The sequence below is a fragment of the Flavobacterium sp. J49 genome, from assembly GCF_011742145.1.
GTDB lineage: Bacteria > Bacteroidota > Bacteroidia > Flavobacteriales > Flavobacteriaceae > Flavobacterium.
On sequence record NZ_JAAQQU010000105.1, the window covers coordinates 116128 to 129275 of the forward strand.

The 13148-nt window shown below is 39.7% G+C and carries 10 protein-coding genes; 9 read left to right on the forward strand and 1 reads right to left on the reverse strand.

Annotated elements, in window-relative coordinates; translation table 11 throughout:
- The first annotated feature begins 96 nt into the window (after positions 1 to 96).
- From HA632_RS11275 to HA632_RS11295, 5 genes are all read left to right on the forward strand, one after another.
- On the forward strand, positions 97 to 2640 hold the full coding sequence (locus HA632_RS11275; RefSeq protein ID WP_176307299.1) for an ATP-dependent Clp protease ATP-binding subunit: 2544 nt from the start codon (positions 97 to 99) through the stop codon (positions 2638 to 2640).
- Between the two features lie 93 nt (positions 2641 to 2733).
- Positions 2734 to 4101 (forward strand): 30S ribosomal protein S6--L-glutamate ligase, encoded by a 1368-nt coding sequence (gene rimK / locus HA632_RS11280; RefSeq protein WP_176307300.1) that lies wholly within the window; start codon positions 2734 to 2736, stop codon positions 4099 to 4101.
- Between the two features lie 17 nt (positions 4102 to 4118).
- Positions 4119 to 4706: a TMEM175 family protein gene (locus HA632_RS11285; RefSeq protein WP_176307301.1), complete on the forward strand. Its 588-nt coding sequence runs from the start codon at positions 4119 to 4121 to the stop codon at positions 4704 to 4706.
- Positions 4703 to 5062: a DUF1304 domain-containing protein gene (locus HA632_RS11290; RefSeq protein ID WP_176307302.1), complete on the forward strand. Its 360-nt coding sequence runs from the start codon at positions 4703 to 4705 to the stop codon at positions 5060 to 5062. Before HA632_RS11285 ends, HA632_RS11290 begins: the two co-directional genes overlap by 4 nt.
- A 137-nt stretch (positions 5063 to 5199) precedes the next feature.
- Positions 5200 to 5598, forward strand: a complete 399-nt coding sequence (locus tag HA632_RS11295; RefSeq protein ID WP_176307303.1) for a cupin domain-containing protein — start codon at positions 5200 to 5202, stop codon at positions 5596 to 5598.
- A 21-nt stretch (positions 5599 to 5619) separates the two neighbouring features.
- On the opposite strand, the gene hutH is transcribed toward HA632_RS11295, so the two are convergent.
- On the reverse strand, positions 5620 to 7122 hold the full coding sequence (gene hutH / locus HA632_RS11300) for a histidine ammonia-lyase (RefSeq protein ID WP_176307304.1): 1503 nt from the start codon (positions 7120 to 7122) through the stop codon (positions 5620 to 5622).
- A gap of 401 nt (positions 7123 to 7523) precedes the next feature.
- Between hutH and thrA the strand changes: the two genes are divergently transcribed.
- The 4 genes from thrA to HA632_RS11320 all read left to right on the forward strand — a co-directional run bounded on the left by thrA (position 7524) and on the right by HA632_RS11320 (position 13094).
- Positions 7524 to 9971 carry a bifunctional aspartate kinase/homoserine dehydrogenase I gene (gene thrA, locus HA632_RS11305; RefSeq protein WP_176307305.1) on the forward strand — a complete coding sequence of 816 codons (2448 nt, stop codon included), beginning with the start codon at positions 7524 to 7526 and terminating at the stop codon, positions 9969 to 9971.
- 84 nt (positions 9972 to 10055) lie between these two features.
- Positions 10056 to 10982: a homoserine kinase gene (locus HA632_RS11310; protein WP_176307306.1), complete on the forward strand. Its 927-nt coding sequence runs from the start codon at positions 10056 to 10058 to the stop codon at positions 10980 to 10982.
- Between the two features lie 52 nt (positions 10983 to 11034).
- Positions 11035 to 12321, forward strand: a complete 1287-nt coding sequence (thrC, locus tag HA632_RS11315; protein ID WP_176307307.1) for a threonine synthase — start codon at positions 11035 to 11037, stop codon at positions 12319 to 12321.
- 8 nt (positions 12322 to 12329) lie between these two features.
- The gene (locus tag HA632_RS11320; protein ID WP_176307308.1) at positions 12330 to 13094 is read left to right on the forward strand and encodes a hypothetical protein; all 765 of its coding nucleotides are present in this window, start codon (positions 12330 to 12332) and stop codon (positions 13092 to 13094) included.
- Positions 13095 to 13148 lie beyond the last annotated feature (54 nt).

Consider the following 13148-nt stretch of genomic DNA (forward strand, 5'->3'; position numbering starts at 1 on the left):
TTTTTTTGTCAATTAGCTGACAGTACTTTTAGACGGAATGATTTTTGTTAGAACCATTCATAATAACTAAATTTACAATACCAATAATATATTTATATGGATGATAATTTTTCACCAAGAGTCAAAGATGTTATAACCTACAGCAAGGAAGAAGCATTGCGCTTAGGCCATGATTTTATTGGGACAGAACATTTGATGCTTGGTATCCTGAGAGATGGAAATGGTAAAGCGATTGCTATTTTAAATAACCTGTCTATAGATTTAGATCATTTGAGAAAAAAGGTCGAAATCTTAAGTCCGGCCAATCCTAATATAGAAATCAGCAACGAAAAGAAGAATTTACACTTGACCCGTCAAGCGGAACGCGCCTTAAAAACAACGTTCTTAGAAGCCAAAGTATTCCAGGCTACTTCAATAAGTACAGCCCACCTGCTTTTGTGTATACTAAGAAATGAAAATGATCCAACAACCAAACTGCTACACCGTCTCAAAATAGACTATAATGTAGTTAAAGAACAGTATTTGAATATGACACCAAACGAAGAAGATTTTACAGATAACTTGCCCCGAAACGAGTCATATAACGACGATTCCGGTCAAGATGACAGTTTGAAAGAAGGCAGCTTTAACAATCCGGCAAACAAAACCAATAAAAAATCGAAAACTCCGGTTTTGGATAACTTTGGACGTGACTTAACCGAATTGGCTGAAGAAGGCAAACTCGATCCTGTTGTGGGTCGCGAGAAAGAAATTGAGCGTGTATCTCAAATCTTAAGCCGAAGAAAGAAAAACAATCCGTTACTAATCGGTGAACCGGGTGTTGGTAAATCTGCCATCGCCGAAGGTTTGGCCTTACGCATCATTCAAAAGAAAGTATCGCGTATTCTTTTCAATAAAAGAGTCGTAACCCTTGATTTAGCTTCCTTGGTTGCCGGTACCAAATACCGCGGACAATTTGAAGAAAGAATGAAAGCCGTAATGAACGAATTGGAGAAAAACGATGACATCATTTTGTTCATAGACGAAATCCATACCATAGTGGGTGCCGGTGGTGCCACAGGTTCTTTAGATGCATCGAATATGTTTAAACCGGCGTTAGCGCGTGGCGAAATACAATGTATCGGTGCCACAACGCTCGACGAATACCGTCAATACATTGAAAAAGACGGCGCGTTAGAAAGACGTTTCCAAAAAGTAATTGTAGAACCTACTTCGGTAGAAGAAACGATTACCATTTTGAACAACATCAAAAACAAATACGAAGACCATCACAACGTAATTTACACCGACGAAGCAATTGAAGCATGTGTAAAATTGACGAACAGATACATGTCAGAGCGTTTCCTTCCGGACAAAGCAATTGATGCTTTAGACGAAGCGGGTTCGAGAGTTCACATTACCAATATTGATGTGCCAAAACAAATTTTGGATTTGGAACGCCAATTGGAAGAAGTACGCGACTTGAAAAATTCTGTGGTTAAAAAACAGAAATATGAAGAAGCAGCCAAATTACGCGACGACGAAAAACGCTTAGAAAAAGACTTAGCCATTGCCCAAGAACAATGGGAAGAAGATTCTAAAAACAACCGAATCCGAGTAACAGAAGACAACGTAGCCGATGTGGTATCCATGATGACCGGAATTCCGGTGAATCGTATTGCCCAAACCGAAAGCAACAAATTGGCTCACTTACCTGAATTGATTCAAGGAAAAGTAATTGGTCAAAATGAAGCGGTGCTTAAAATTTCTCGTTCTATTCAACGCAATCGTGCCGGGTTAAAAGACCCAAATCGCCCAATTGGTTCGTTTATTTTCTTAGGACAAACCGGTGTTGGTAAAACACAATTGGCGAAAGTTTTGGCTAAAGAATTATTCGACTCTGAAGATGCTTTGATTCGCATCGACATGAGTGAATACATGGAAAAATTCGCCATCTCCAGATTAATCGGTGCGCCTCCGGGCTACGTGGGTTATGAAGAAGGCGGACAATTGACGGAGAAAGTTAGAAGAAAACCATACTGTGTGGTGCTTTTGGACGAAATCGAAAAAGCGCATCCGGATGTGTTCAATATGATGTTACAAGTGTTGGATGACGGTTATTTGACTGACAGTTTGGGTCGAAAAATCGATTTCAAAAACACAATTATCATCATGACTTCCAATGTGGGAGCGCGTCAACTGAAAGACTTCGGTCAAGGTGTAGGTTTTGGCACCGCTGCCAAAGTAGCACAAGCCGATGATCATTCGAAAAGTGTGGTAGAAAATGCGTTGAAAAAAACCTTTGCGCCTGAATTCTTAAACCGAATTGACGACGTTATCGTATTCAACCCGTTGGAAAAACACGACATCGATTTGATTATTGAAATCGAATTGAAAAAATTGTACGCTCGTGTGGAAGAGTTAGGCTATAAATTGAACCTTTCTGATACAGCCAAAGCGTTTATTGCCGACAAAGGTTTCGACAAACAATTTGGTGCACGACCGTTAAAACGTGCCATTCAAAAATATGTAGAAGATGCTTTAGCCGAAGAGATTATCACTTCGAAAATAGCCTCAGGCGATGAAATCTTTATGGATTTAGACGAAACAGCTCAAGAGTTGACTGTTACCATTCAGAAAGCAGAAAAGCCAACAAAATAAGATAGTTTAATCTTAATAAGCCACAAATCACACAGATTCCCGCCAATTAATTAGTGAGAATTCGTGTAATTTGTGGCTTAAAATTTTTATAAAATGCCACTAAACAAAATCATCCTAGGTTCCGAAGAATGGTGTTCGTTTCCAGAACTCGGAATTCCTGCCATCAAAGCCCGCGTAGATTCGGGAGCCAAAACTTCGGCATTGCATGCCATTAACATTGCTCCGTTTGTAAAAGATTCCGAAAACTGGGTCAAATTCGACATTAATCCCATTCAAAATAACCTCAAAACCGTCATTCATTGCGAAGCCAGATTGGTGGACAAACGCATTGTTAAAAGTTCGAGCGGTTTTCGTGAGCAACGTTATGTGATTAAAACCAATTTGTGCATTGGTACGGATACATGGGAAATTGAAATGACCTTGACGAACCGAGATTCCATGGGTTTCCGCATGTTATTGGGTCGTGAAGCCATGAGTGGGAGAATTTTGGTTGACCCGGAACAGAAATACTTATTGGGACAAACTTCCACGGAAAGTTTAAAAGATTTATACCAAAATTCTATAACCATTAAATCCGGTTTGCGCATCGGTGTTTTGGCCAGTAATCCCGAATTGTACAGCAACAAACGCATCATGGAAGCCGGCGAAATGCGTGGGCACGAAATGCATTTTTTGAACATCAAGGAATGTTATATGAAACTCGATGCCGACAAACCCGAAATTCATTACCGCGGTGGAAAAATACTAGACAATTTCGATGCGATTATTCCGAGAATTCGTCCGAGCATTACCTTTTACGGTTGTGCTTTAACGCGTCAGTTTGAAGCGATGAAAGTTTTTTGTTTGAATTCCGCGGCAGCAATAACCCAATCCCGCGACAAGCTGTTTTCACTACAATTACTGTTACACCACGGCGTTGACATTCCAACTACCGGATTTGCCAATTCACCTTTGGATACTGATGATTTGATTAAAATGGTTGGCGGTTCTCCACTAATTGTAAAACTTTTAGAAGGTACACAAGGAAAAGGCGTGGTTTTGGCAGAAACCAAAAAAGCAGCGGAATCGGTAATCAATGCCTTCAAAAGTCTGAATGCCAATATTCTGGTACAAGAATTTATCAAAGAGGCTAACGGAAAAGATTTACGTCTTTTTGTTGTAGATGGAAAAGTCGTTGCGGCCATCCAACGCGAAGCTGCGGCGGGTGAATTCAGAGCCAACATCCACATGGGCGGAACCGCTTCGGTAATCAAACCCACTCCGGAAGAAAAGAAAATCGCCATCAAGGCCGCCAAAGCCATGGACTTAAAAGTGGCCGGTGTCGATATCATTCGTTCTTCCAAAGGTCCGCTATTGTTAGAAGTCAACTCTTCACCAGGATTAGAAGGCATCGAAGGCGCCACCAACAAAGACATCGCCGGAGAAATGATTAAGGCGATTGAGAAGAATTTTAAAAAATAATAAAGAAAACAAACAGCATGAATAAAAACCGACTCGAAGCCTTCAGCGATGGTGTTTTAGCGATTATCATTACCATCATGGTGTTGGAATTTAAAGTCCCAACGGAAACTACTTTTGAAGCGGTAATTCCGTTGTTTCACAAGTTTTTGAGTTATATTTTGAGTTTTATTTATGTTGGCATTTATTGGAATAACCACCATCACATGATGCATACTGTGAAACGCGTTAACGGAACTATTCTTTGGGCCAATTTACATTTACTTTTTTGGTTGTCATTGATACCGTTTGCCACTGCTTGGATTGGCGAGCATCACTTTGCTCCATTTCCGATGATGTTATATGGGTTTATTTTATTGATGAATGCCATTGCTTATTTTATACTGCAAAGTGTGATTTTAAAACACCATGGTGAAGATTCTATACTGTCTAAAGCAATCGGGAAAGATTTTAAAGGCAAAGCGTCGGTTGTTTTATACTTAATTGCGGTTTTTGCTTCCAACTATTACACCGAAATTTCCGGCGCCATTTATATTTTAGTTGCGCTAATGTGGTTGGTACCCGATAAAAGGATTGAAAAAATCTTAAACGAAAACGAAAAGTCATGAACTTACTCTCTCAAATTATCATCGGATTTATTGCAGTATTGCACATATACATTCTGTGGCTCGAAATGTTCGCTTGGACGACTCGCGGACGCAAAGTGTTTAAATCCATTCCGGCAGACCAATTTGAAAAGACCAAAGTCATGGCGGCCAATCAAGGTTTGTACAACGGTTTTTTGGCTGCAGGTTTGATTTGGTCGCTACTGATTTGCGATGTGACTTGGAGTCAAAACGTAGCGTTATTTTTCTTAAGTTGCGTTCTTGTGGCCGGAATTTACGGTGCGCTGACCGCTTCTAAAAGAATATTCTTTGTACAAGCGGTTCCTGCAATTTTGGGATTATTGAGCTTGCTCTTTTAAGCTACTAAAACTATCAGAAAAGTATACTCTCTTCTTTAAAAACTTCGCCATCGCTCACCTAGGAATTATAGAAATCATTTCGGTTTTGGTATAAGCATTAATCTAAAGGATTGAATGAACTTTGATTAAAAGATAAGATGCTACCAAAAAACACCAAAAACTCAGAAAAAAATAGCACCACAGGATTGCCCAAGTCCAAAACGCATATCATTCTTGAAATCGTAGAATATGTCCCCGATACGATTGTTTGCAAAACAATTATAAAAAATATTGGCGGAAAATTATCTGCGGTTGCTTTTGATGAAGGTGAAAAATTTTGTGAAAAAACAACCCAATATGACACCTTTGTTCAAATCATTGATGGAGAAGCAGAAGTAACCATCGGTAATAAACATTGCATACTACATTTAGGAGAAAGCATAATTATCCCCATAAACACTGCACATTGTTTTAAAGCCAACAATGAATTCAAAATGATAACTACCATTATAAAACACAGTCTTAAAAGAACGGCTTTAGCAACTAAAAGCTCCTAAACATCCTTTTACTGCTATGCCCTAATCCTCCAAGTCAATCATAAAGCTATTCAAGAACGCCACTGAGTTTTCAATGTCGTAGTGCAGAATGCGGTCTTCTTTGACCAAAGGCACTTCAGCTCTGTACGATTTCAAAAACGATTCAATAAACTCACTTGATTTCAAAGGCTGTCGGAAAGCAATGGCCTGAGATGCATTCATCAACTCAATGGCTAAAATGCGTTCCAAGTTTTCCATAATACGCAGCGTTTTCGTCGCTGCATTGGCACCCATACTTACATGGTCTTCCTGTCCGTTTGAAGAAACGATGCTATCCACACTTGCAGGAGTAGCCAATTGTTTGTTCTGACTGGCAATACTCGCCGCGGTATATTGCGGAATCATAAACCCTGAATTCAAGCCCGGATTGTCGACCAAGAATGCCGGTAAACCGCGCAAACCTGAAATCAGTTGGTACGTTCTTCTTTCGGAGATGCTTCCCAATTCGGCCAAAGCCAAACCTAAAAAGTCTAAGGCTAAAGCCAAAGGCTGCCCGTGGAAATTTCCTCCGGAAATGATTACGTCTTCGTTTTTAAAGATATTAGGGTTATCGGTAACCGAATTGATTTCGGTTTTGAATACTTTCTTTACATAATCAATCGTGTCTTTCGAAGCACCGTGAACCTGAGGAATACATCGGAAAGAATACGGATCTTGTACGTGTGCTTTAGGTTGGGCAATAATTTGACTATCCTCCAACAGTTCTCTCATTCTCTTGGCCGTTACAATTTGCCCTTTGTGCGGTCGAACATAATGAATCAATTCGTCAAACGGTTCAATTCTGCCATCAAATCCCTCTAAAGAAATTGCCGAAATCAAATCGGCCAAATAGGAATATTTCATCGCTTTCAGCAAAATGTAACTGCCGTAAGCACTCATGAATTGGGTGCCGTTTAAGAGCGCCAAACCTTCTTTAGACTGTAATACAATCGGTTGCCAACCCATTTTTTCCAATACCTTTTTCGCCGGTTGACGGAATCCGTCGTAATACACTTCGCCTTCGCCCAATAAGGGCAATGACAAATGGGCCAACGGTGCTAAATCACCGCTTGCGCCTAGTGAACCTTGTGTATAAATAACGGGTAAAATATCATTATTATAAAAATCAACCAAACGCTCTACTGTTTGCAATTGAACGCCTGAATGTCCGTAACTCAAAGACTGAATTTTAAGCAACAACATGATCTTCACTATCTCTGAAGGTACTTCTTCACCGGTGCCGCAAGCATGCGATTTCACCAAGTTTTCCTGAAGCTGAGACAAATTCTCATTCGAAATTTTCACATTACACAGCGAACCAAAACCGGTATTAATTCCATAAATCGGTGTTTCATTAGCCGCCATCTTTTGATCTAAATAATCACGACATTGTTGAATGTTGATTTTGGCTTCTTCCGAAAGGGCTAAAGTTTTATGTTCCGAAATGATCTCTTGTAAAGTCTCTAAAGTCAATACTTCCGTACTGATGTAATGCGAATGCTCCATTTTTGGTGAGGATTAAAACCCCAAAATTCCGCAAACGATTGTTAAAAAGCAACAAATTGGTCGAGTATTTTTTGAGAATTTATTAAAAAAGTCGGCTTTAGAATATTGATACCAACAAAATCACATTGGTTACAAATAATTATTGCGATATTCTTAAAAATTTAAGGAAACCTTTTTTAATTCTTAAAAAGTCATACATTTGAAAAACATGATGTCAATGCTAGCTCAATATCAATTCTCTTTTACAACCAAAACTTTGGTTGCTTCTTCGGCTACAACCACATCAACAACTACAACCCCGTTTGGGGTATAATTTTCACATATAATCCACTTGACATGTCCTTTCGCAAGAAAGCAAATCACTCATAACTCATCATTAATAACTCATAACTAAAAAAGTCATGATAGTATTAAAATTCGGCGGTACTTCGGTTGCCAATGCTGAAAATATTTCAAAAACCATAACGATAGTTGCCAACAAAAGCAAAGAAAACCAACTCGCCGTAGTTGTTTCTGCCTTTAGCGGCGTAACCGATTTATTGATTTTGGCCGGAAAAACTGCCGGTGCGAAAGACAAAGGATACAAAGACATCGTTAATCAAATCGAGAAAAAACACAAAGACGCCATAGACGAATTGATTCCGCTCAGCGAACAAAGCGAGATTATTGATACCATTAACCATGACATCAACCATTTAAAAACGCTATTGGACGGTTGTTACCTTTTGGGAGAATTATCAAGCAGAACGGCGGATATAGTGGCCGGTTTTGGCGAACTGTTGTCGTCACAGATTATTGCGGTAGCGCTAAAGCAAAAAGTAAGCAACTCAGCTTTTAAAGACAGTCGCGAAGTGATTAAAACCAATTCCAACTTCGGAAAAGCAGCCGTAGATTTTGAGGCAACCAATCAATTAATAGTAGATTATTTCAAAAACAATACTACTCAAGTAACCTTGTTTCCCGGATTTATTGCGTCCTCATTTGATGGAAATACCACTACTTTAGGCCGAGGCGGTTCCGATTACACGGCAGCGATTATTGCCGCAGCGGTAAAAGCCGAAGTCTTGGAAATTTGGACCGACGTAAACGGAATGTTCACTGCCAATCCGAAAAGCGTAAAACAAGCCCAACCCATAGAAACCATCTCCTATCAGGAAGCAATGGAGTTGTCGCATTTTGGCGCCAAAGTATTATATCCGCCAACCATTCAGCCGGTGTTGAAAGACAACATTCCGATTTTTATCAAAAATACTTTCGAGCCTGAAGCTTACGGAACATTGATTTCCAATAACCCGGAAGCATCAAGCAACCCCATAAAGGGAATAACCCACATTGACAATATTGCTTTATTAACCTTAGAAGGTTCAGGTATGATAGGCGTTGCGGGCTCGTCCAAGCGTTTGTTCGAAGTTTTGTCTAATGAAAACATCAACGTGATTTTTATAACTCAAGCTTCTTCGGAACATTCGATTTGTGTCGGAATTCTAAATACTGATGCCGACAAAGCCAAAACCGCTATCGACAAAGCATTCGAAATGGAAATTGCCCAAGGCAAAGTCGACCCAACTATCGTCGAAAAAGATTTATGCATCGTAGCATTAGTAGGTGAAAGCATGAAAAACCACCAAGGCATCAGCGGCAAAATGTTTAGCACATTAGGCAAAAACAATGTCAACATTCGCGCGATAGCACAAGGCGCTTCGGAAAGAAATATCTCGGTGGTGATTAATGAGAAAGACGTGAAAAAAGCACTGAATACGTTACACGAACGCTTTTTTGAAGACAATACCAAACAGTTGAATTTGTTTGTCATGGGCGTTGGTAACGTAGGCGAAAAATTCATTGACCAAATCAGTCAGCAAAAGAAATTCCTCAAAGAAAACCTCAAAATTAATGTGCGCGTCATCGCTTTATCGAATTCCCGCAAAATGGTTTTCGATGAAGAAGGCATCAACTTGAAAGACTGGAAAGAGACTTTAGAAAATGGTGAAAAAGCGAATCCAAGTGGATTCATCGCACGAACCAAAGAGTTAAATTTACGCAACAGCATTTTCGTAGACATTACTGCGAATCAAGATATCGCGGGCATTTACGACCAATTCTTAGGCCAGAATATAGCTGTAGTCACTTGTAACAAAATAGCCTGTTCCTCGGAATACAACCACTATAAAAACCTTAAAAACTTATCCCGAAAATACAACGCGCCATTCTTATTTGAAACGAATGTCGGAGCCGGTTTGCCTATCATTGATACGCTAAAACACTTAATTGCGTCGGGTGATAAAGTGAATAGAATCAATGCAGTATTGTCGGGAAGTTTGAATTTTATTTTCAATAATTTCAGCGACACTTACAGCTTTCACGATGTAGTAAAAGAAGCAGGTGTTCAAGGTTTTACAGAACCTGACCCAAAAATTGATTTAAGTGGTGTTGATGTCGCCAGAAAGATACTAATCCTCATTCGCGAAAGCGGTTACGAAATGGAAATGGAAAACATTACCAACAATTCATTTCTGCCTAAAGAATGCATGGACACAACGAACAACGAGGATTTTTTCAAATCATTAAACAAACACGCGAGTCATTTTGATAATCTTTTGGCAGAAGCTAAATCCAAAGACAGTCGCTTGAAATTTGTAGCCTCTTTCGAAAATGGTAAAGCCAGCGTTGGTTTACAATTTATTCCATCTGACAGTCCGTTTTACAACTTAGAAGGAAAAGACAATATCGTCGAGTTTTATACCAATCGTTACGTCGACCAACCGTTAATCATCAAAGGTGCCGGTGCCGGTGCTGCGGTAACCGCTTCGGGGATTTTTGCCGATGTGATTCGAATTGGAAATGTTTAACTAAGTTACTTAGTTTCTGAGTGCCTGAGTAACTAAGAAAAACTCAGAAACTTAGCGACTCAGCATCTCAGCATCTCAAAAAAAATGAACGAAATAAAAATATTCTGCCCTGCCACTATCGCCAATCTGAATTGCGGATTTGATGTGTTAGGCCTTTGCCTTGAAGGCATTGGTGACGAAATGATTATCCGAAAGACCCGTGAAAAAGGCATTCGCATTACTAAAATAACCGGTGCCGATTTGCCGTTGGAAATCGAAAAAAATGTAGCCGGTGTGGCAGCCTTAGCTATAGTAGCCGCAGCTAATCCGGATTGCGGTTTCGAAATCGAAATCCACAAAAAAATCAAAGCCGGAAGCGGTATTGGAAGTTCTTCTGCCAGTGCGGCCGGAGCGGTTTTTGGTATTAATGAATTGTTAGGCAAACCTTTTTCTCGTCACGAATTGGTCGATTTTGCCATGAAAGGCGAAGCTTTGGCCAGTGGTTGCGAACATGCTGATAACGTGGCACCTTGTGTTTTGGGAGGTTTTACTTTGGTTCGTGGTTACAATCCGTTAGACGTAATTAAGATCGAAAGTCCGAGTGAGTTATATGCTGTAGTATTGCATCCACAAATAGAAGTAAAGACTTCCGACTCCAGAGCAGTGCTTTCTCCAACCGTTTTATTAAAAGACGCCATCACCCAATGGGGAAATGTAGGCGGATTAATCGCCGGATTGTATACCAAAGATTACGAGCTAATTGGTCGCTCGTTACAAGATGTGATAATCGAACCTTTACGCAAACAATTAATACCTAACTTTGAGAATGTCAAAAACGCAGCGTTACAATACGGTGCATTAGGTTCCGGAATTTCAGGTGCCGGACCATCAATATTCGCTTTGTGCAAAGGACAAGAATCCGCCGAAAAAGTAGCCTACGCGATGAGTGATAGCTATCTTAATACCGGAATTGCTTTTGATATTCATATTTCAAAGGTAAATGATGAAGGAGTGAAAATAATTACGAATTAGAACCCGAGGCGCAGCCGAATTGTATCGAGCGAAGCGCAATAAATTACGAATTATGCAGTATTTCAGTTTAAATAAAAATGCGCCAAGAGTTAGTTTCGAACAAGCTGTAGTGTTGGGTTTGGCACCTGATAGAGGTTTGTACTTTCCGGAAAGCATCACGCCGCTTCCCCATTCATTCTTTCAAAATATAGAAAACCTTACGCAAGAAGAAATCGCTTTTGAAGCCATCAAGCAATTCGTTGGCGACGAAATTCCGGAAGCCGAACTCAAACGCATTATCGCTGAGACTTTATGTTTTGATTTTCCTTGCGTACCGGTGGAAAACGATGTCTTTTCATTAGAACTTTTTCACGGACCAACCATGGCGTTTAAGGATGTTGGTGCCCGATTCATGTCGAGATGCTTGGGCTATTTCAACCGCAATGATGATAAAAAAATAACTGTTTTGGTCGCTACTTCCGGCGATACCGGCGGTGCTGTGGCGAGCGGTTTTTTGGATGTAAAAGGTGTGGAAGTCATCATACTTTATCCTTCCGGCAAAGTGAGTGAAATACAAGAACGTCAATTGACTACGCTTGAAAAAAATATAAAAGCATTAGAAGTTGACGGCGTGTTTGACGATTGTCAGGACATGGTAAAGCAAGCTTTCTTAGATCATACCCTAAACCATAAAAACTTAACTTCAGCCAACTCAATTAATATTGCCCGTTGGTTGCCGCAAATGTTTTATATTTTCTTTGCATACAAACAATTGAAAAAGTACGACAAGCCAATTATCCTTTCGTGTCCGAGCGGCAATTTTGGAAATATTTGTGCCGGGATTATGGCTAAACGATTAGGTCTTCCTATCGCCCATTTTGTAGCTTCAACCAATGCCAATGATACGGTGCCAAGATTTTTAGAAGCCGGAAACTACGAACCAAAACCTTCAGTTGCTACTATTTCGAATGCAATGGATGTTGGGAATCCGTCTAATTTTATACGCATTCAGGAATTGTATCACTATGATTTGAGCGAGTTTGAAAAAGACTTTTCCTCCTACGCTTTTACCGATGCCGAGACCGAAATGGCCATCAAAGACCTATACAACCGGACACAATATATTGCTGAACCTCATGGCGCTGTGGGATATTTGGGTTTGAAAAAAGAAATGGCAAAACAACCGGAAAGCCTCGGTGTATTCCTGGAAACCGCACATCCGATTAAATTCTTGGATGTGGTGGAACCCTTATTGGACTTACAATTGCCGATTCCAACCCAAATAGAAAGTGTGTTAGACAAAGAGAAGGTTACGGTTAAGATTAAGACTTATGAGGATTTGAAAGATTTTTTACAATAAATCACAAGATGAACCCAAAAGTGTATTCAATTCTATTGCTCTTTTTTGTAACCTTTGATGTAACATCTCAAAATGATAGTATTAGAGCGGCCAAAAAGGTATTGGATGAGTCGGATTTACCTATCATCGCTTATCTTACTGAAAACGACAGCACCACATATTACCATGAGGATGACTCGTTAACAAAGTATTTCCGTTTTGAATTGATTGACGAAAAGCTTTATCTGGCCAAAAAGAAAAAGGCAGTTTCATTTTTGACTGCAGATACTTTAGCCCATAAAAAGACCAAAGGTATTATTACATTACCTTGTCAAAAGAAAACCGTCACCTTTACAGATCTTCCCTCAGAAGAGGAAACCAATCGTATTTATGAATACGTTGGGCAAATCAACTTACTTAATGCTTATGTGGTTTATGGTATGTATTGGGAGGATTACGACTTCACACTCATTGACAAAACCAGTGGTGAAACAACCGCATCTTTTGTAGACTATCCCAACATTTCTACCGATAAAAAAACTATCCTTTGTCTTGGAGCGAATGTTTATGAAAATACCGCTGATTTGGATTTCTTTGTCATCGATAACAAAAAGATACTTCAAAAAATGAACGCCGTTTTCAAATATTGGATGCCGGCTGGTGAAATTACCGATATGTTTTGGAGCACTGACGGTTATTTCTATTTGCCCGTTGTAACCACAAGCCATTATTGGAAACCCGACGGAAGTTTGAATGATCAATGGCAATACCTCAGGATCAAGCCTATTCCATAAATTCTTTTTAGGCCTTACATCCACTTTCAAAACAAAGTGATTTCTCTTATATTT